This window comes from Kitasatospora sp. NPDC002522 (assembly GCF_053595195.1).
The window spans coordinates 115,199-135,641 of sequence record NZ_JBSFXE010000003.1 but is presented as its reverse complement, the minus strand read 5'-3'; the positions used below and the strand labels follow the sequence as shown (position 1 = coordinate 135,641).

11 protein-coding genes are annotated in these 20,443 nt (G+C 73.3%); 2 read left to right on the top strand and 9 right to left on the bottom strand.

All coding sequences use genetic code 11. From position 1 onward, the window contains the following. Nucleotides 1–9 precede the first annotated feature (9 nt). A complete protein-coding gene (locus ACWD4U_RS03625) occupies nucleotides 10–2,265 on the bottom strand; it encodes an immune inhibitor A domain-containing protein (protein ID WP_363449299.1) in 2,256 nt (751 codons plus the stop codon). A 165-nt stretch (nucleotides 2,266–2,430) separates the two neighbouring features. Further along, nucleotides 2,431–4,515: a S9 family peptidase gene (locus ACWD4U_RS03620; RefSeq protein WP_363449301.1), complete on the bottom strand. Its 2,085-nt coding sequence runs from the start codon at nucleotides 4,513–4,515 to the stop codon at nucleotides 2,431–2,433. A gap of 83 nt (nucleotides 4,516–4,598) precedes the next feature. Between ACWD4U_RS03620 and ACWD4U_RS03615 the strand changes: the two genes are divergently transcribed. Then, nucleotides 4,599–5,756: an aminotransferase class V-fold PLP-dependent enzyme gene (locus tag ACWD4U_RS03615; protein WP_363449303.1), complete on the top strand. Its 1,158-nt coding sequence runs from the start codon at nucleotides 4,599–4,601 to the stop codon at nucleotides 5,754–5,756. A 22-nt stretch (nucleotides 5,757–5,778) separates the two neighbouring features. Here ACWD4U_RS03615 and ACWD4U_RS03610 read toward each other — a convergent pair whose 3' ends face one another. Then, a complete protein-coding gene (locus ACWD4U_RS03610) occupies nucleotides 5,779–6,108 on the bottom strand; it encodes an ArsR/SmtB family transcription factor (RefSeq protein WP_363449305.1) in 330 nt (109 codons plus the stop codon). 43 nt (nucleotides 6,109–6,151) lie between these two features. Next, entirely contained in the window at nucleotides 6,152–6,526 is a 375-nt protein-coding gene (locus tag ACWD4U_RS03605; protein ID WP_363449307.1) for a hypothetical protein, read from the bottom strand. Nucleotides 6,527–6,942: 416 nt separating this feature from the next. Here ACWD4U_RS03605 and ACWD4U_RS03600 point away from each other — a divergent pair, with 416 nt between their 5' ends. Next, the gene (locus ACWD4U_RS03600; protein ID WP_363449352.1) at nucleotides 6,943–9,774 is read left to right on the top strand and encodes a DEAD/DEAH box helicase; all 2,832 of its coding nucleotides are present in this window, start codon (nucleotides 6,943–6,945) and stop codon (nucleotides 9,772–9,774) included. 102 nt (nucleotides 9,775–9,876) lie between these two features. Here ACWD4U_RS03600 and ACWD4U_RS03595 read toward each other — a convergent pair whose 3' ends face one another. From ACWD4U_RS03595 to ACWD4U_RS03575, 5 genes are all read right to left on the bottom strand, one after another. Beyond that, nucleotides 9,877–10,917, bottom strand: coding sequence for a sphingomyelin phosphodiesterase (locus ACWD4U_RS03595; RefSeq protein WP_363449309.1), 1,041 nt, complete (start codon nucleotides 10,915–10,917; stop codon nucleotides 9,877–9,879). 182 nt (nucleotides 10,918–11,099) lie between these two features. Continuing rightward, nucleotides 11,100–11,861 (bottom strand): SDR family NAD(P)-dependent oxidoreductase, encoded by a 762-nt coding sequence (locus ACWD4U_RS03590; protein WP_363449311.1) that lies wholly within the window; start codon nucleotides 11,859–11,861, stop codon nucleotides 11,100–11,102. Nucleotides 11,862–12,020: 159 nt separating this feature from the next. Beyond that, nucleotides 12,021–17,315 (bottom strand): OmpL47-type beta-barrel domain-containing protein, encoded by a 5,295-nt coding sequence (locus ACWD4U_RS03585; RefSeq protein WP_363453359.1) that lies wholly within the window; start codon nucleotides 17,313–17,315, stop codon nucleotides 12,021–12,023. Nucleotides 17,316–17,343: 28 nt separating this feature from the next. Beyond that, nucleotides 17,344–19,482, bottom strand: a complete 2,139-nt coding sequence (locus tag ACWD4U_RS03580; RefSeq protein WP_363453361.1) for an alkaline phosphatase family protein — start codon at nucleotides 19,480–19,482, stop codon at nucleotides 17,344–17,346. A 159-nt stretch (nucleotides 19,483–19,641) separates the two neighbouring features. Then, nucleotides 19,642–20,412, bottom strand: coding sequence for a GntR family transcriptional regulator (locus ACWD4U_RS03575; protein WP_363453363.1), 771 nt, complete (start codon nucleotides 20,410–20,412; stop codon nucleotides 19,642–19,644). Between the last annotated feature and the right edge of the window lie 31 nt (nucleotides 20,413–20,443).

Sequence of the window (20,443 nt, the reverse complement as noted above, 5' to 3'; positions counted from 1 at the left end):
CTCGCGGTGTCAGGACGCCGGACCGACCTTCACGGTGGTCAGCTTGCCGCCCTGGGTCTCCCGGACGATCTCGATCTTGGTGTTGGTGTCGGGCACCGTCACACCCAGCTGCGGGATCGCCGGGTCGGTGTACACCCCGGTGTGGTCGTTGAAGGCCGGCACCGCGGGCTCCGCGGGGACCACCGTGGCCACGCCCGCCTTGTGCAGGGTGAAGGAGGTGGTCGGCTTGAGCGAGAAGGTCGCGTCGTAGGACTGCGAGCGCCCGTTGGTGGTCGTCCCGTCGGCGAACCGCAGCGCCTGCGGGTGCGCGTCCACCGGCAGGATCAGGCCGCCGCCGAGGTGGTCCTTGGTGTTGTTGTCGCCGTAGGAGGTGTCCCACAGCCACACCAGCACGCCCTCCTGGTACGGGTAGGTGTCGACCACGTCGTTCTTGTTCGGCACGCCCCAGTACCCGAAGTTGTACGGGCCGGTCTTCAGGAAGGCGCCGTAGCCCACGTACCGGCGGTTCTCCACCAGGTACGCCCGCGGGTGCTGCTTGACCGCGTCCTTGCCGTGGATGACCGAGAAGCCGACCTCCGCCCAGCCCGCCGCGCCGTTCTCCGCGCCGTCGGCGAGGAGCTGCGCGCCGTCCGAGGTCAGCGAGACCGCGTCGACCAGCACGCCCTTGCCGTGGGTGTTGGAGTCCGAGGTGACGTGGAAGCGGACCTGCACGCTCTTGCCGAGGTAGGCGTCGAGCGGGATGTGCAGCTGCCGCCAGGCGTTGGAGGTGCCGGTCAGGCCCGGGGTGAGCGCGGTGGTGTCGCCGATCGGCTGCCCGTCGACGGTGCCGTGCAGCGGCGTCCAGGACTTGCCGCCGTCGGCGGAGGCCTCCACCGACAGGAAGTCGTAGTCCTGTTCGACGTCGTACCAGGTGGCCGCGTCCATCGAGGCCGAGCCGGTGGCGCCGGTCAGGTCGACGGTGCGGGCGAGCGAGGCGTCCATGTTGTCGCCGGTGTCGCTCCACCACTGCGCGCCGCCCTGGTACGGGTCGGCCAGCGTGGTGGTGGTGCTGCCCGGCGGCAGGTGGACCAGCAGCGCCTGCGCCTGGTCGGTGTTGTAGCCGCTGACGCCCAGGGCGTGGCTGGAGCGGGTCGCGGCCTGCGCCTCGTCGTAGTTCAGCCAGCCGAGCTGCAGCTTGCTCCAGGCGTCCAGGTCGCCCGGGTACTCGCCGGTGCTGTTCCTGCCCTTGCCGAGGTAGGAGGCGGAGGACATCAGCGACCAGAAGTTGACGGAGTTGTCGCCGCCGTTGGTCGGGTACAGGTCCGGCAGGCCCAGGTTGTGGCCGTACTCGTGTGAGAACAGGCCGACGCCGCTGTTCTCGCCCGCCTGCACGTAGTCGTAGACGTACAGGCCCGAGTCGCCGACCGGCGCCCCGCCGATCCGGTCGCCCGCCGGGCCGGTCTGGCCGGTCGGGTCGGGGAAGTCCCAACTGCGGTGCGCCCACAGGGCGTCCGCGCCCTGGGCGCCGCCGCCCCAGGTCTCGTCGACGCCGGCGTGCACCACGATCACGTTGTCGAGGTAGCCGTCCGGCTCGTCGAAGTCGCCGTCCTTGTCGTAGTCGTAGCGGTCCTGCACGTCGTACTGGGCGAGCTCCGCCTTGACGTCGGCCGCCGAGCGGCCCTTGGCGATCTCGCCGTCGTACCAGGCCTTGGTGGCGTCCCGGATGAACTCCTGGGCCTGGGTCCACGCGCCGCCGCCCTGCGGGCCCTTGTTGGAGCCGTAGCGGGCCTCGTTCCACGGCACGGTCACCCAGTCGGAGACGGTGCCCTGGATGTCGTACCGGCCCGAGGACTGGGTGCGGTAGAAGTTGCGCATCGAGTTCGCGCCGGGCGTGTCGTCGAAGAACATCTTCTGGTAGAAGTCGCGGCTGAAGTCGCTCTGCCAGTAGGTGTGGGTGTCGCTCTTCCCCGGCTGCGGGATCCGGTTGTGCTGCGGGCCGGGGGTGCCGGCGTAGCGCGGCTGGCCGTTGTACAGCGTGGAGTTGTCGACCTGGTCGCCGAACTGGGCCAGGATCACGAACACCTTGTCGGTGCGCTGCTGGGCCAGCTGGACGTAGTCGTTGCCGATCTTGACCTTGGCCGGCGTGGTGCCCTTGTCGCTCTTGGCCAGCCGGCCCTGGTTGACCTGCTCCAGGGCCTTGGCCCGCAGCGCCTGCCGGGCCTTCTCCTGCGGGGCCATCGGCGGCTGCGGGGCCTCGCGGCCCTCGGTGCCCTGATCGACCGTCAACGCGGCGACGGGGGAGGGAGGTTGGGAGAACGCGGGGGTCGCCGTCAGTGCTATCGCGCCCGTGGTCAGCGCAGCCGTGAGGGCTGTGGAGAGTCTGCGCAAAGTGACCCGGTCCTTTCGCGGGGTGGGTATCGGAATGGTGGGTAATATTTCACATGTCATCCACTACTGGGAAGGGTTGGCACCCAACTCCCGGCGCAGGAAGTCGAGTTCCACCGCCGCGACCTGCTCCATGACCCCGTTCGGCGTCATGTGGCTCACCCCCGGCAGCGGCAGCACGCCGTGCGGCCGTCCGGCCCGGGTCAGCGCCTCGGAGAGCAGCAGGGTGTGCGAGGGGTGCACGTTGTCGTCCGCCAGCCCGTGGATCAGCAGCAGCGGACGGCGCAGTGACGGCGCGTCGGGGATCAGGCAGTCCGCCAGGTACCCCTCCGCGTTGTCCTGCGGCAGGCCCAGGTAGCGCTCGGTGTACGCGGTGTCGTACAGCCGGAAGTCGGTCGGCGGGGCGCCCGCACTGCCCGCGTGGAAGACGTCCGGGCGGCGCAGCACCGCGAGCGCCGCGAAGTAGCCGCCGTACGACCAGCCGCGCACGCCGACCCGGGCCAGGTCCAGGTCCGGGTGGTCCGCGGCGAGCGCCCGCAGCGCGGCGACCTGGTCGTCCAGCGCGACCTGGGAGAAGCGCCGGAAGATCGCCCGGGTGAAGTCCGGCGAGACGAACGGGGTGCCCCGGTTGTCGACGGTGACCACCGCGAAGCCCTGGTCGGCCCACCACTGCTTGAGCTGCCAGCGCCGCGGCTCGTTCGCCACCGCCTGGTAGCCCGGGCCGCCGTACACGTCCAGCAGCACCGGCAGCCGGCGCCCGGCGCGGTGTCCGCGCGGGTACAGCACCGCGGAGGGCAGACCGAGTTCGGTCACCCGGGCGAGCTGCGGCCGGGCCCGGTAGGGGAGTTCGGCCGCCAGGTCGGGGAAGGCGGAGACCGTGCCCGCGTGCCGCAGCTCGCGGCGGACGCCGTCCTGGGAGGCGGAGGTGAGCAGCAGCGTCGAGTCGGCGTGCGCGGCCACCGCGTGCACGCCCGCGCCCCCGGTGAGCTTCTCCAGGGCGCCGGTGTGCGGGTCCAGCAGGAAGACCTGCTGGTCGGCCGGGTCGCCGTCGCCGGCCTCGATCAGCAGCCGGCCGTCCCGGTACGGGCCGACCACCCGGCGGACCTGGAGCCGCTCGTCGGTGAGGATCTTCCCGTCCAGCGCCACGCCGCGCGCGGCCGGGGTGTCGGCGGAGGTCAGCACCCGGCCGTCGGCCAGCCGCAGCGGGGTGCCCGGCAGCGGGTCCACCCAGAACTCGTCCTCGGTGCGGGAGAGTTCACGCGTCGTCCCGCTCACCGGGTCGGCGCTCAGCAGCACCACGCGCTGCTGCAGCCGGTCCGCGACGGTCAGCAGGATCTCCCCGTCGCCCTCCCAGCCCGCCGCCGTCACGTACGGGAAGGCGCCGTCGTCCCAGCGCAGCCGCACCCGCCCGCCGTCCAGCCGCAGCACCCAGAGCTGGACGTCCGCGTTGGGGCCGCCCGCCTGCGGGTAGGCGAAGGACTCCGGGGCCCGCTCCGGGTACGCCGGGTCGGCGAAGTGCCGCAGCGGCAGCGCCGACTCGTCGACCCGGGCGGCCAGCAGCGCGGCGCCGTCCGGCGACCACCAGTGCCCGCGGGTGCGGCCCAGCTCCTCGGCGGCGGCGAACTCCGCCACGCCCCAGACCGCGTCGTCCGCCGGGCTGAGCGGGCCGCCCGGGGACAGCTGCAGCGCCCCGTCGGCCACGTACGCCGTCACCGAGCCGTCGGCGTTCGGCCGCGGGTCGAACGCGGGCCCGGCGACCGGGAGTTCGACGCACTCGCGGGTCGCGGTGTCCACCCGGAAGACCCGTCCGTCCAGCGCGAAGACCGCCGCCGAGAGGTCCGCGGTGGCCGCGAAGGAGCCGATGCCGGGCGCCCAGAGCCGCACCCGCTCACGCAGCCGCCGCTCCAGCGGCGGCAGTTCGGCCGGGTCGCCGGAGCGCTCCGGGGCCAGTGTCAACGGGTCGGCGAGCAGCGTCTCCTGACGGGTCGTCAGGTCGTAGCTCCAGAGCCGCTCCACCGGGTCGGTCGGACCGGTGGAGCGCAGGAACAGGGCACGGCTGCCGTCGGCGGCGAGGGTGACGGCACGGGGGGAGCCGTAGCTGAAGCGGCCGGTGGCGGCGCTCAGCGCGAGGTAGGGGTCGGTGTGAGTCACCCGCCGATGGTTGCCGTGCCAGGGCCGGTTCGGCTAGAAGTATGACGTGTGAAATGTCACACAGCATCGAGAAGGGGTCCGCGATGACCACCCCACCGCTCCCCGGGAGCGCCGCGCTCTTCGGGCTCGACCCGGCGATCGCCCACCTCAACCACGGCTCCTACGGCGCCGTGCCCGTTCCGGTCCAGCGCCTGCAGGCGACCCTGCGCGCCGAGCAGGAGCGCGACCCCGACGGCTTCTTCCTCGACCTGCCCGAGCGCATCGGCCGGGCCCGCGCCGAGGTCGCCGCCGCACTCGGCGGCGACCCCGGCCGGCTCGCGCTGCTCACCAACGTCACCGAGGGCGTCGCCGTCGCCCTGGAGTCCGTCCCGCTCCGCGCGGGCGAGCGGATCCTGGTCACCGACCACGGCTACGGCGTGGTCACCCGGGCCGCCGAACGCCGCGCCGCCGAGACCGGCGCCGAGGTGCACTGCGTCCGGCTCTCCCCGCACACCCCCGACGAGGCCGCCGTCGCCGAGCGGGTGCTCGCCGCCGTCACCGACCGCACCAGGGTCGCCGTGCTCGACCTGGTCAGCTCGCCCACCGCACGCGCGATCGCCACCCCCGCCCTGCTGGCCGCGCTGCGCGAACGCGGCGTCACCACCGTGGTGGACGCCGCGCACGCTCCCGGCCTGCTCCCCGTCGACCTCGGGGGTGCGGCCGGCGGCGCCGACTTCTGGATCGGCAACCTGCACAAGTGGGCGTTCGCCCCGCGGGCCGCCGCCGTGCTCGCCGTCGCCCGGCCCTGGCCCGCCCGGGTCCGCCCGCTGACGTACTCCTGGGAGCACGAGCGCGGCTTCCCCTGGCGGGTCGAGTGGCGCGGCACCTGCGACTACACGCCGTGGCTGGCCGCCCCCGCCGGGTTCGCCCTGCTGGAACGGCTCGGCGCCGACCGGGTCCGCGCCCACAACGAGCAACTCGCCGTCCACGGCCAGCGGTTGCTGGTCGAACGGGCCGGACTGCGGGCCCTGCCCGGGCAGCCCGGCGTGGCCATGCGGACGGTGCGACTGCCCCCCGGCATCGCCGAGGAGGAGCACACCGCCCGGGCCCTGATGGTCGCCGTCCACCGCGCCCTGCACACCCGGATCGCCGTCCGCCCCTGGCCCGGCGGCGGCATCCTGCGGATCAGCGCCCAGCTCTACAACCGCCCCGAGGAGTACGCCCGGCTCGCCGACGGGCTGCCCCGGCTGGTCACCCGTTAGACGCGGGGGAGCGCGCCGCCCGTCAGCGGGAGGCGCGCAGCTCCTCCAGCAGCATGCCCTGGTCGGCGAGCAGTTCGGTGAGGATCCGCCGCGCCGTCCGGAGCAGCTCGGCGACGTCCGCCCCGGCGAGGGCGTACACCACGGTGGAGCCCTCCCGGGTCGCGGTCACCAGCCCGGACCGGCGCAGCTGGGCGAGCTGTTGGGAGAGGCTGGACGGTTCGATGTCCAGCTCCGCCAGCAGGTCGCGCACGGGCGTCGGTCCGGCCTGGAGCAGTTCCAACACCCGGATCCGGACCGGGTGCCCGAGCATCCGGAAGAACTCGGCCTTGGCCTGGTACAGCGGTACGGGCATGCTTCCTCCCCTTTCCGGCGGCTCGTCAGCCGCCGTCCCGCGCTCAGACCTCCAAGGACGCCTCGATCCGCTTCAACTGGTGCCGGGCCATCGCCAGGTTGGACCGGCTGCGGTTCAGCGCGAGGTAGAGGAACAGACCTCGCCCGCTCGACGTGGTCAGCGGTCGGATCAAGTGGTACTGGCCGGTCAGGGTGACCAGGATGTCCTCGATGCCGTCCTCATGGAGATTGAGCATTTCCATCGCCCGCATCTTGGCACGGACGAGGTCCGTGTTGGCGGCTGCGGCGACGTTCAGGTCGATCTCCCCGCCGTCGCCGAGCGTTCCCAGCGCCATCCCGCTGCCGTAGTCCACCAGGGCCACTCCGATGGCACCCTCGATGGTCATGGCTTCCTTGAGCGTGGTCTCCAGATTCGCCATCGCGCCTGTCCTCCTGTCATGGCGTGGATCGGTGGCACGACTGTAGGAACGGGATCGCTCCAGATCTGACTGTTGATCAGAATCCTTCGAAGCTGGCCGACCTTCGATCATTTGGCGGCGAACCTCCGACCACATGAAGACATTTGCAACTCAGGATGTGAACAGTTGACGGTCCCGGCATCCCGGGCGACCCCGGAGCGTGTCCCTCCGGTCGCACGGCGCAGCGGAAAAATCGGTGCTGTTGATGTCAGTCCAGACGGGTAATCTCAGGCTGAGATGCTCGATCACACCAACCACACCCGCTGCGCCCCGTCGCCGCTCCCGGCCACGGCCCCGCAGCCGCAGGCGTCGCCGTCTGCGACCCCGTCCAGCCACACTCACGGGAAGACAAGGTGACGCCAGTGCCCGGCACCCCCATGCCCGAAGAGCAGCTCAGCCCCGCCGAGGCGTACGCCGCCTCGCGCGCCCGGGCCAAGGAGCAGGCCACCGCGCTCTACGGTTTCCAGCAGCTGTACGACTTCCCGCTCGACGACTTCCAGCTGGAGGCCTGCGAGACGCTGGAGGCCGGCCAGGGCGTGCTGGTCGCCGCGCCGACCGGCAGCGGCAAGACCATCGTCGGCGAGTTCGCCGTCCACCTGGCGCTGGCGAGCGGCCGCAAGTGCTTCTACACCACGCCGATCAAGGCGCTCTCCAACCAGAAGTACGGCGACCTGGTCAAGCGCTACGGCGCCGCCAAGGTCGGCCTGCTGACCGGCGACAACTCGGTCAACGGCGACGCGCCCGTGGTGGTGATGACCACCGAGGTGCTGCGCAACATGCTGTACGCGGGTTCCAGCGCCCTCGACGGCCTCGGCTACGTGGTGATGGACGAGGTGCACTACCTCGCCGACCGGTTCCGCGGCGCGGTCTGGGAGGAGGTCATCATCCACCTCCCCGAGTCGGTGACCCTGGTGTCGCTCTCCGCGACCGTCTCCAACGCCGAGGAGTTCGGCGACTGGCTGGACACCGTCCGCGGCGGCACCAAGGTGATCGTCTCCGAGCACCGCCCCGTCCCGCTGTGGCAGCACGTGATGGCCGGCAACCGGATGTACGACCTGTTCGCCAGCCCGGACCGGGACGGCCGGCCGAAGGGCAGCCTGAAGAACCCCGCCAAGGCGGTCAACCCCGAACTGGTGCGGCTGGCCCGGGCGGAGAACGACCGCACCGGCCGGGACCGGTTCGCCCGCGGCCGCGGCCGCTCGATGCCGGCCGGGCGCCCCGGCCGGGTCTGGACGCCGGGCCGGGTCGACGTGATCGACCGGCTCGACGCCGAGGGCCTGCTGCCCGCGATCACCTTCATCTTCAGCCGGGCCGGCTGCGAGGCCGCCGTCCAGCAGTGCCTCAGCTCCGGCCTGCGGCTCAACCGCGAGGCCGACCGGGAGACCGTCCGGCAGATCGTCGAGGAGCGCTGCCGCGACATCCCCGACGAGGACCTGCACGTCCTCGGCTACTTCGAGTGGCTGGACGGCCTGGAGCGCGGCATCGCCGCCCACCACGCCGGCATGCTGCCGCGGTTCAAGGAGGTCGTCGAGGAGCTGTTCGTCAAGGGCCTGGTCAAGGCGGTCTTCGCCACCGAGACCCTCGCCCTCGGCATCAACATGCCCGCCCGCTCGGTGGTCATGGAGAAGCTGGTCAAGTGGAACGGCGAGACCCACGCCGACATCACCCCCGGCGAGTACACCCAGCTCACCGGCCGGGCCGGGCGCCGCGGCATCGACGTCGAGGGCCACGCCGTGGTGCTCTGGCAGCGCGGCCTCGACCCGGAGGCGCTGGCCGGCCTGGCCGGCACCCGCACCTACCCGCTGAAGTCCTCCTTCCGCCCGTCCTACAACATGGCCGTCAACCTGGTCGGCCAGTTCGGGCGGCACCGCTCGCGCGAGCTGCTGGAAACCTCGTTCGCCCAGTTCCAGGCCGACCGCTCGGTGGTCGGCATCGCCCGCCAGGTCCAGCGCAACGAAGAGGGCCTCGAGGGCTACCGCGAGTCGATGACCTGTCACCTCGGCGACTTCGACGAGTACATGAGCCTGCGTCGGCAGCTCAAGGACCGCGAGAACGAGCTCGCCCGCGAGGGCAGCAGCCAGCGCCGCAACGCCGCGGTCGAGGCCCTCGAGCAGCTCAAGCCCGGCGACGTGATCCACGTCCCCACCGGCAAGTTCGCCGGACTCGCCCTGGTCCTCGACCCCGGCCTGCCGCCGGTCGGCAAGCACGGCCGCGGCGGCCCGCGCCACCCCGACTTCCAGGACGGCCCGCGCCCCGTCGTGCTCACCGCCGAGCGCCAGGTCAAGCGCCTCGCGATGATCGACTTCCCGTACCCCGTCACCGCCATCGAGCGGCTGCGGATCCCCAAGTCCTTCAACCCGCGCAGCCCGCAGTCCCGCCGCGACCTGGCCTCCGCGCTGCGCACCAAGGCCGGCCACCTGGAGCCCGAGCGCTACCGCAAGGGCCGGGCCGCCGCCGCCGACGACCCGGAGATCGCCCGGCTGCGCGCCACGCTGCGCCAGCACCCGTGCCACGGCTGCAACGAGCGGGAGGACCACGCCCGCTGGTCCGAGCGCTACCACCGCCTCCACCGCGACACCGAACTGCTGGAACGCCGGATGCGCTCCCGCACCCACACCATCGCCCGCACCTTCGACCGGGTCTGCGGCCTGCTCGCCGACCTCGGCTACCTGAGCGGCGACACCGTCACCGACGACGGCAAGCGCCTGGCCCGGCTCTACGGCGAACTCGACCTGCTCGCCTCCGAGTGCATCCGCGAAGGCGTCTGGGACGGCCTCGCCGCCGCCGAACTCGCCGCCTGCGCCTCCGCGTTGGTGTACGAGTCGCGGCAGTCCGACGACGCCACCGCGCCGCGCGTCCCGGAGGGCGGCGCCAAGGAGGCGCTCGGCCGGATGATCCGGATCTGGGGCCACCTGGACGCGCTGGAGGAGCAGCACAAGATCTCCACCGCCGAGGGCGTCGGCCAGCGCGAGCCCGACCTCGGCTTCGCCTGGGCCGCCTACCGCTGGGCGCTCGGCCACAGCCTGGACGCCGTCCTGCGCGACGCCGACATGCCGGCCGGCGACTTCGTCCGCTGGACCAAGCAGCTGATCGACGTGCTCGGCCAGATCCAGGACGCGGCCGGCGACAACACCGAGCTGCGCAAGACCGCCCGCAAGGCGGTCGACGGCATGCGCCGCGGCATCATCGCCTACTCCTCGGTGGGCTAAGCAACGCGCACCACCAGGGTCGCGGGGAACTGCGCGAGTCGGAAGGCGCAGACGGTAAGGTCCGTCCACCAGCAGCCAGTTGCCGGTGGACGGACCTACAACTCACAGCTGGAACGTCGCCTCCACCGGGTAGTGGTCCGACGGCGACTGCGTGTCCAGCTGCCCGGCGGTCCACCCGGCCTGCGGGTCGAAGTCCACCTTCACCCGGGGGAGCGCCGCAGGCACCGCGCGGCCCGGCGCGTTGAGGTACCCGAGGTAGTCCAGGTCGTCCCGGTAGTCGACCGGGAAGGTCTCCACCCCGGACATGAACTGGCACCAGGCCGAGACCGAGCAGTCCATCGTGGTGTACACGGCCGCCGGGTCGGTCGCCGGGGTGCCGAGCGCACCGCCCACCGCGGCCTGCGCGTCGGCGTAGTCGCCGCGCGACTGGCCGTGCAGGTACTCGACGTTGAGGTCGCCGCCGATCAGCACCGGAGCGGCCGCGCCCGCGACGCCGTTCACCCAGGAGCGGATCTCGGCGAGCTGCCCGAGCCGGGTGGACTGGGTGGTGTCGGTGGAGGTGCCGTCCTCGTCGGCCTGCAGGTGGGTGCCGACCACCCAGGTGTCGACGCCGTTCTTGTTGATCTTCGCGAGGGCGGCGCCCTTGTTCGCGTGGTAGTCCCAGGTGCCGTAGGTGGAGTTGGCGAAGACCCGGGCGTACTGGGCGGTGATCGGGTACTTGGACAGGATCTGCGTCCCGCCGTTGATCACGAACCAGGAGGTGGAGCAGTTGCCGCTGACGCCGCTCCAGCCGCCGCCCGAGCAGACCTGGCCGACCACCGGGGTGCGGTACGGGTAGAGGTCGGCGAGCTTGGCGTCGATGTCGGCGGTGGCCGAGGAGTTGAAGGACTCGTCGAGCACCACCACGTCCGCGTTGTGCTTGCGCAGGATGGACTCGATGACCGGGGTGCGCTGGGCGGCGCGCTCGTTCTGGGTGGAGTCGACGATCGGGGTGGCCAGGTCGACGTTCCAGGCCAGCACCGAGAGGCTGGTGCCGGACGAGGTGGTGGTGGCCGGGACGGTGGCGGCGGACGCGGTCTGCGTGGCGCAACCGACCAGGGCGGCGAACGCGGCCAGGGCGGCCGCCGAACGACGCGAAAGCATAAGGATCTCCTGAGGGTCCGTCAGGGAGGGCGGGGCGCACCGTCCGTGGCGATGGCCCCGTTCATGACACCCGGGAGACTAGCTACCGGCCGGTAGGCCGTGGGGAAACGCCGAAGGAGCAGTTCCCCTCGATTCCGTGTCGGCAAGATGTCTGTACAGCTTAGGGGTGTACAGACAACTCCTCACTGCGCCAGGTAGCCGCCGTCCACCGGCAGCACCGCGCCCGTGACGAAGGAGGCGTCCGCCGAGGCCAGGAAGACGATCGCCGCCGCGACCTCCTCCGGCCGCCCCAGCCGGCCCATCGGGTGCAGCTTCTCGATCGCGGCCAGGTACTCCGACCCGCCGGGCTCCTCCGGTAGCCGGGCCACCCGCTCGGTGCGGATGGTGCCCGGCGCCACCGCGTTGACCCGGATGCCGCGGGCCGCCCACTCCACCGCCAGGTGCTTGGTCAGCCCGGACGCGACGAACTTGGCCGGGCCGTACACCGCCTGGCCCTGCTGGCCGGCCTCGCCGGAGATCGACGACACGCAGACGACCGCCCCGCCCCGGCCGCCGCGCAGCATCGCCTCGATGGCGTACTTGCAGGTCAGGAACATGCCCCGGCCGTCCACCGCCATCACCCGGTCGAAGTCCTCGGCCTCCGCCTCGGTGATCTCCCCGAGCGGCAGCACCCCGGCGTTGGCCACCGCCACGTCCAGCCCGCCGAAGCGCTGCTCCGCGGCGTCCACCATCCGCCGGACGTCCGCCGCCTCGGCCACGTCCCCGACCACGGTGACCAGTTCGGCGCCGGGCAGCGCCGCGGCCAGCCGCTCCAGACCGGCGGCGTCGATGTCCGAGGCCACCAAGCGGGCGCCCTCCGCGCAGAACCGCACCGCGGTCGCCCGCCCGATGCCGCTCGCCGCACCGGTCACCAGACACGCCCGCCCCGCCAGTACCCCGGACATCCGAACCTCCCGCGCACGCCGCACACCTGACGATCCGTCAAGGTATCGGCGGGCCTGGCCCGGTCCGGTGAGGCGCGCCACCGCGGCGGCGCGCCGAAACGCGGGGCGGCGGCCCGGGAACCCGTCCCGGGCCGCCGCCCCGCGATCCGCCTCGGACCGTTAACCCACCTTCTTCCAGGGGCCGCTGACCGTGTCCGGGGTCTGGTTGCGGGTGTACCAGCGGGCCTGGTAGACCGCGCCGAGGTAGCGGACCCGGTCACCGGCGTTGTACACCGTGCTCGGGGTCCACGCCGCGATGCCGTCCGGGCCGGCCGGAGCCTGCTCCTCCCAGGGGCCGTTCGGGTCCCCGGGGGCCTGGTTGCGGGTGTAGAAGCGGGCCCGGAAGACCTTGCCGTCGTGGACCGCCAGGTCGCCGGCCTGGAAGACCCGGGAGGCGGTCCAGGCGGCGGCGCCGTTCTCGGTCAGCGCGATCTCCTGCCAGGCGCCGGTCGGATCGCCCGGCTGCTGGCCGCGGGTGTACCAGGAGGCCTGGAAGAGCCTGCCCTGGAAGGCGACCCGGTCCCCGGCCTGGTACACCGCCGAGGACTGCCAGGCCGTCGGCAGCGTCACCGTGACCGTCAGCGTCTGGGTGGCCGGGGTGAGCAGCGCGCTGCCCCCGTACGAGACCAGCAGCGCGTGGGAGCCCGCGGCCAGGCCGACCGGCAGGGTGAGCAGCGCCGTGCCGTCCTGGCCGAGCACGGCCCGGCCGCGCTCGGTGGCGCCCTCGGTCAGCACCACCGTGCCGCTCGCCGGCAGGCCGGGGGAGGAGACCGCCACCCGCACCGTCGCCGCCGTGCCGTAGGGCACGGCCGGGGCGGTGGTGGTGAGGGCCGGGCCGACCGGCCGGATCGCCGGGACGGTCAACTGCCGCTCCGGCTCGGCGTTGCCGGCGGTGTCGGTGGAGCGGAAGGCGACGGTCTGGTCGGCGAAGTCCGGTGTGACGGTGAACGGGCCCGCGTAGGGAGTCCACTGGCCGTCGCGGACCCGGTACTCGGTGCGGGCGACGCCCGAATCGGCGTCGGCGGCGGTCAGGGTCACGGTCACCGGCGCGATGATCGTCGCACCGGGCGCGGTGGTCGCGCTGGTGGCCGGCGCGGTGCCGTCGGCGCGCACGGTGACGGTGACCGGCTCCGAGGTGTGGCCGGCGGCGTCGGTGGCGCGGAACCGGTAGGTCAGCGTGCCGTCCGGCACCGTCACCGGGCCCTGGTAGCCGGTCCACCGGCCGTCGCCGACCTGGTACTCGAGGCGCGGCGCGGTGCCCGAGTCGTCGGTGGCGGCGGCGGAGACGACCGGGGCGGTGCGGTACCAGCCGGCGGCGCCGTCGGCCGCGGCCGGGGCGACCGAGGCGGTCACCACGGGCGGGAGGTCCGCCGAGGTGATCCGCACGGTGGCGCCCGCGGTGGCGGTGAACCCGAAGTCGTCGGTGCCGGTGACGGTCACCGGGTAGTCGCCGGTCCGCGAGGTGTCGACCGCCGAGAGGTCCACCGACAGTGTGCCGGGGACGTTCAGGGCGGGGTTCAGGCCCCCGAGCACCGCCGAGGAGCTCAGGCCCAGTCCGGGCGCCTGCACGGTCGGGTTGCCCACCGAGAGCCTGGCGACCGGGACCACGTGCACGGTCACCGCGACCGGCGCGGAGGTCCGGCCGTCCGCGACGGCCGTCACCAGCACGGTGTACCAGCCCGGCGTCAGCCAGTTCACGCCGCCGGCGTCGAACGTCAGCGCCGCGGCCGTCGGGCTCGCGGTGGCGCCGACGGCCGCCCGCAGGGCGGCGTCGTCGGCCGGGCCGCGGCCCGCCTGGTAGACCAGCGCGTCGTGGGCGACCGCCACGGTCGGGGCGCCGGCCGCGGGCTGCGGGGTGCCGAGGGTGAGGGTGGTGACCACGGCGGCGTGGTCGCTGGTCCAGGCGTTCGACTGGACGTCGGTGGCCGAGGGCCAGCCGGCCACCAGGGTGTTGGAGCCGAGCACGTGCAGGTCGTCGCCCGCGGCGAGGACGTAGTCGATCCGGTCCTGCGAGGCGGTGGCGGTGACCGGGGACCAGGTGGCACCGGGGTCGGCGGCCGGGTCCGGATGCGCGGCGCGGAAGGTGTCGGTCAGCCCGGCGGCCGCGAAGGCGGCCGGCACCGGCCAGTCCACCGGGCCGGCGGCGCAGTGCGCGGCGGCCGTGGCGGCCGTCCAGTCGGCGGCCGACGGGGAGGCCAGGTCGCCCAGCAGCAGGACCGGCCGGCCTCCCGCGGTGTCGGCCCTGACGGCCGAGGCGACCGCCTGGGCCTGGGCGTAGCGGGTGCCGGCGCGCTCGTCGGCGACCAGCTGCCCGGCGTCCGCGCCGCCCGGCGCGCAGGCCTTGTCCGGGCCGTAGCCGGACTCGTCCAGCGCGGTGTTCCAGACCCGGACGTCGTGGCCGGCGACGTTCACGGTGACCGCGATCGCGGGTACGCCCGCGGTCGCCGCGGTGGTGGCGGAGATCGGCCAGGCCGAGACGATGCCGAGGCCGTTGCCGCCCTCGTAGTCGTACCAGCCGAGCGCCTGGGCGATCCGGTGGGCCCCGGTGCCGCCGTCCTCCTGCACGGCGATCACGCCGAGGCCGTTGGCGGCGATCACGGCGAGGTCCTTGGGCAGCGCGTCCGCGACGTGGCCGCCGTTGTCCCAGAGGTTCCAGGTGGCGGCGGCGACCTGCGGGGCGTCCCCGGCCGCGACGACCGGGACCTCGACGGTGATCCGCGCGGTGGTGGTGCCGTCGGTGGCCTCCACCGTGACGGTGCCCGGGTGCTGCGGCGCGGTGCCCGGCGCGGTTCCGGTGACCGTGCCGTCGGCGCCGACGCTCAGCCAGGAGTCGCCGCCGACCCGGGTGAAGGTGCGGGCGGTGCCGCCGTACCAGAGCGCGGCCAGCGGCTGCTTGACCGGGTCGCCGGTGCGGACCGGCGGGGCGTGCAGGGTGTCGGCGACGAAGCCGGGCGACAGGGTGGGGACGGGCACCGGCAGGTCGACCGTCGACTCGTCCGGCAGCGCGGTGGCGGCGGGCCGGGTGGCCCGGTAGTCGTTGGCGATCTGAGCGGGCGTCAGCGCCTGGTTGTAGAAGTCGAAGTCGTCGACCAGGGCGTCCACCGAGGCGCCGTACCCGCCGGTGCCGTCCTGGCCGATCATGAACGGCAGGCCGGAGGCGAAGGCGGTGGCCGCGGTGACCTGGCCGGCCGTCGAGGTGGTGAACAGGGCGCCGTCCACGTAGTACGCGACGGTCTGCGCCTTGCGGTCGACCACCACCGTGAGGTAGCGCCAGTTCCCTTGCAGCGGAGCCGGGTTGGTCGCGGTGTACTGCCGGGTGCCGCCGGCGGTGACGCCCCAGCAGGCACGGGTCGTGGTGGTGCCGGAGACGTTGTAGAACGACAGGCCGGGGTTGTTGCAGGCGTTGAAGTCCTGGTTGCTGACCAGCGGGCCGTCCACCGTCTCGCCGTACTCGCCCCACCACATGGAGAACGAGAAGCTGCCCGAGCCGTCGGTCTGCCCGGCCGCCTTCGGCAGCTGGACCACCTGGCCGGCGTTGATGTGGGCGGCCAGGCCGGAGAAGCCCCGGGCGTAGGCCGAACTGCCCTTCCAGGCGGCGTCGTTGCCGTGGCCGGAGCCGTCGGTGACGGTGCCGCCCCGGTCGGCCTCGAAGTCGTACGAGGCGATCGGGGCGGCCGTGTCGCCCGGCGCCCGGTAGCGGCCCCAGACCGCGTAGAGCGTGACCGTCGACCCGGCCGCGGCCGAGAGGTTGGCCACCTGCTGGCCGTCGGTGTACGCCACCGCGCCGGTGGGTGAGGTCGCCCAGCCGAGGAAGCCGAAGCCGGTGCGGGTGAAGCCGTCGGCGGTGAGGGCGGCCGGCTGGTCGTAGCTCAGCTGCTGGGCCGCGGTGGCCCCGCCGTCGGCGCCGTTGCCGTCGAAGGCCACGGTGTAGCGGTTGGGCGTGGACACGGCCTTCAACACCGCGTCCTGCCCGGGCATGGTGAAGGAGCCGTCCGCGCCGACGGCCAGACCGGCGGGGGAGAGCGCCTGCCAGGTGGCGCTGTAGCCGGTCGCCGGAGTGGCGGTCGCGGTGACCGTGGTGCCGGGCAGGACCCAGCCCGCGGCCTGGTCGGCCGAGGTGCGCACGGTGGTGTGCTCGTCGCCGGTCGCGGTGACCTGGAAGGAACCGGCGGGGGCCCAGCGGGCGTACAGCGTGACGGTGCCCCGGTCGGCGGTGCTGAGGTTGCGCACCTGCGCCGCGTCCCGGTAGACGGTCGGGCCGGTCGGGCTGGTGCTCCAGCCGGTGAACTGCTTCCCCGCGGCGGTGAAACCGTTCGCGCTCAGCGCCGCGGACTGGTCGTAGGCCAGCTGCTGGGCGGCGGTGCCGCCGCCGTCCGCGCCGTTGCCGTCGAAGGTGATCGTGTAGGTGTTGGGCCGGAAGGCGGCCTTGACGGTGACGGCCGTGCCGGGTGCGGTGAACGAGCCGTCCGCGCCGATCGCCAGGTCGGGCGGGGTGACCGGCGTCCAGCCGACGAAGGAGTAGCCGGCGTCGGGGGTGGCGGTGAGCCGGTCCGGGGTGCCGGCGGCCGGGGCCTGGACGGCGGCCGTGCCGGTGCCGTGGCCGTCGCCGGTCACCGTCACCGGGAAGTGGGTGGCCGGGTCGGTGGCCGCGAAGTCGGCGGCGACCTGGTCGGCGGTGATCGCCTGGTTGTAGAAGGTGAAGTCGTCGACCAGCGCGTCGTCGGTGGCGCTGTACGCCCCGGTGCCGTCCTGCCCGATCCGGATCGGGCTGCCGGAGTTGAAGTTCGCGGCGGTGGTGCCGGAGTCGGTCGCGGTGGTCGAGAACAGCACGCCGTCCACGTAGTACGCGTAGGTGTGCGCCGTCGCGTCCTGCACCACCGCGAGGTGGTGCCAGCCGCCCCGGATGGTCGCGGTGCGGGTGGTGCTGTAGGTCTTGGTGCCGCCGACGCCGTAGCAGGAGCGCTGCTGGTAGGTGCCGCTGACGTGGTAGAAGGTGAAGCCGGGGTTGGCGCAGGAGGCGAAGTTCTGGTTGGCCACCAGCGGGGCGTCGGCGGTGGCCGTGTTGTCGTACCACCAGGTCTCGAAGGCGAAGCTGCCCGAGCCGTCGGTCTGGCCGGCCACCCGCGGCAGCGTCACGAAGTTCTTGCCGCCGCTGATGTGCAGCGCCCGGCCCGAGACGCCCGCGGCGTACGCCGGGGTGCCCGACCAGGTGCCGTGGTTGCCGCGCGGGGAGCTGTCGGTGACGGTGTTTCCGGAGTCGTCGTCGAAGGTGTACGAGACCACCGGCTGGACGGCGTCGCGCGGGTCGTACGTCGGGTCCGCGGCGGCCGGGGCGGCCAGCCCGAGGACCAGGCTGCCCAGGCTCAGCGTGGTCGAGAGGCACGCCGCGGTGAGGCGGCGCGAGGGGATGCGCATGCGAGGAGCTCCAGGTCTCAGGGGCTGATCAGGCCGAGGTGCGGGCGACCCGCCCGGCGTACCGGTGCTTCCACCCGGTGCCGGTGTCGGCGGTCAGGACGACGTCGTAGTAGCCGTCCGCGGTGGGCCAGTCGACGGTCTGGGTGGCGCCCGGCGCGACCCACAGGTTCTGCACCCCGCCGACGTGGTCGTTCGCGGTCAGGGTGTAACGCACCTGCTGCAGGCCGTCGTTGTGCAGGGTGAAGGCGACGGTCGGGGCGGTGCCGGTGACCAGGTCCACGTCGACCCGGGGCACCCCGGCGTTGTTCTGGCCGGCCGGCAGCACGGTGCCGGCGTGCGAGCGCACGAAGCCGTCCGGGCCGTAGACCGAGAAGGCGTAGCGGCCCTGGTAGGCGGCGGCGTCCCAGGTGTGGTCGCGCCCGGCGGTCGCGGTGACCGTGTACGGGGTGTTGCCGAACGCCTTGTACTTGTCCGGGAAGACCTGCAGGCTGACGGCCTTTCCGGCCGGCCCGCCGGCCAGGCTCAGGTGCGCGGTGACCTTGCCGGTGGCGCGGTTCTCGCTGAACGTGCCGTGCGGGTGGAACGGGAGCGGACGCGGGCGCAGCGCCGGGTAGTCGGTCCACTTGTCCTCGGAGGGCACCTGATTGGCGATGGTGCCGCCGGCCCGGGCGATCGCCACCAGCGCCGCCGTGTCGGGCAGCGAGGGGACGCCGAGCACCGGGCGGGTGAAGTCGATCGCGCTGGTCAGGTCGCCGCTGACGGCCCGTCGCCAAGGCGTGATGGTGGTGCTCAGCGCCGGGGTGCCCAGCGAGGCGGTCCACACCTCCAGGAAGCGGATCACCGACGTGTGGTCGAACACCTCGGAGTTGACCCAGCCGCCCCGGGTCCACGGCGAGACCAGGGTCATCGGGACCCGGGCGCCGTAGCCGATCGGGGTGCTGCCGGAGAACTCGCCCGCCGTGCCGGCCTCCGGGGCCGGCGGCAGCACGTGGTCGAAGTAGCCGTCGTTCTCGTCGAAGTTGAGGATCAGCAGGGTGTGGTTCCAGATGTCCGGGTTGCTCTGCAGCGCCTTGATCACCCGGTTCGTGTAGTGCGCCCCGTGCTCGGGGTTGGCCGAGGGGTGCTCCGACCACTCGTACGGCGCGACGATCCAGGACACCTGCGGCAGCGGGTGCTCGGCGCCGGGCGCGCAGGCCTTGATGAACTCGCCCAGCACGCCGTCGAGGTTGGTGTCGCTGTCGTCGTTGGGCAGGCCGTCCGGCGCGTACGGGAAGGAGTTGGCCCGCCAGACCACACCGGTGCCGGGGGCGGTCTTCACCGGGTCGGCGAGGTTGGCCGCGCTGGGGGTGAAGGTGGCGAAGCCGCGGATCGGGTTGTCCTCGTAGTCGCCGCGCCAGCCGTCGCCGTTGTTGTTGTCGACGTAGACCCGCCAGGAGACGCCGGCCGCCTGCAGCGCCTCGGGGTAGGTCTGCCAGGCCCGGTTGCCGGAGGTCTCGCCGCCGTTGGAGGTGACGCCGTTGGAGGTGCCGGTCCACAGGTAGAGGCGGTTGGGCGTGGTCGGGCCCATCACCGAGCAGTGGTAGTTGTCGCAGAGGGTGTAGGTGCTGGCCAGCGACCACTGCCACGGGATCTCCTCGCCCGTGAGGTAGTTCATGGTCGCGCTGCCCTTGGCGGGGATCCAGTTGTTGTACCGGCCGGCGTTCCAGGCGCCGGTGCCGGTGCCGTAGTCGTGCGCCAGGCCGGTGGTGGTCTGCGCCACCGTGGTGACGTGCTTCGGCTTGACCACGGACGAGCCGCTGGGCTGCGAGAAGACGTCGGTGCCGTTCGGGAACCGCAGCCCCTGCTTGTCGTTGAAGCCGCGCACGCCCGGCATCGCACCGTAGTAGTGGTCGAAGGACCGGTTCTCCTGCATCAGGATCACCACGTGCTTGAGGTCGGCGATCGTGCCGGTGAAGCCGTCGGGCAGCGCGTAGGCGACCGTCCCGGCCGCGGCGCCGTCGGTCGGCCAGGCGGACGCGGCGCCCGCGGCCAGCGCGGAGCCGCCGCCGAGCAGGCCCATCGCCTTGAGCATGCCGCGCCGGGAGAGGCCCGAGCGCAGCACCGACTGGGGGACCACCACCTGCTGCGCGGCCTTGTCGGACGGGGAGAGTCGGGGGTCGGTCGTCATCTGTCACTCCTGGTGAGCCGAACTGCCCGTATGAGGGCGATTCAGATCAGAAGCGCTCACGATGAATCAGCAGTGAACGCGGTGCGACACCTCACCGTTTCGACGGCCCGACCGGCGGACTCGGTCGCCGACTGCGCACACTGGGCCGGTCCTGGGCGGTCAGTGCGGCGGATCCAGCAGGGTGCGGTTCACGTCGCCCGGCCGCACGTCGAAGGCGACCACCTCCGGCAGGTACCGGTCCACCGCCAGCTCGGCCACCCGCCCGGCCGCGGTCTCACCGGTCCGGCTCACCTGCAGCAGCGGGCTGGAGCGCCGGACCCCCAACAGCCGGACGTCCTCGCTGGAGGCCGCGACCGCCTCGATCCGGTGCCCGCCGAGCGCGATCCTGACCCCGGCGTCGGCCAGCCCGTCGAAGACCGACGGCACGTCGTCGGGCAGCCGGTCCACCACCGGCTCCACCCACGGCGCCCAGGTCGAGCGCTCGATCATCACCGGCCGGCCGTTCAGCGTGCGCACCCGCACGAACCGCAGCACCGGGTCGCCCAGACCGATCCCGAACCGCCGCGCCTCCACGGCGTTCGCCCCGCTGCGCTCGCGCCGCACCACCTGCCCGCCGAAGTCCAGCCCGTGCCCGGCCGCCCACCCCGAGAACGGGCGCAGCTCGCCGACCGTCTGGGCCCGGAAGTCGGCCTGCACGTACCAGCCGGAGTTGGGCCGCGACACCACCAGCCCGCGCCGGGCCAGCGCCGCCAGCGCCGTCCGCACCCGCGCCCGGGTCGTCCCGTACTCCCGGGCCAGGGCCTGCTCACCCGGCAGGCGCCCCCCGACGGGCCACTCGGCCCGCCCGATCCGTCCTTCGAGGTCCGCCGCGACGGCCCCCGCCGCTCGCGTCGTTGCTGGGACGGCGTCCGCCGCCGAGTTCTGCCGCACGCCTACGGTCTACCACTTTCCGCGGTCCGGT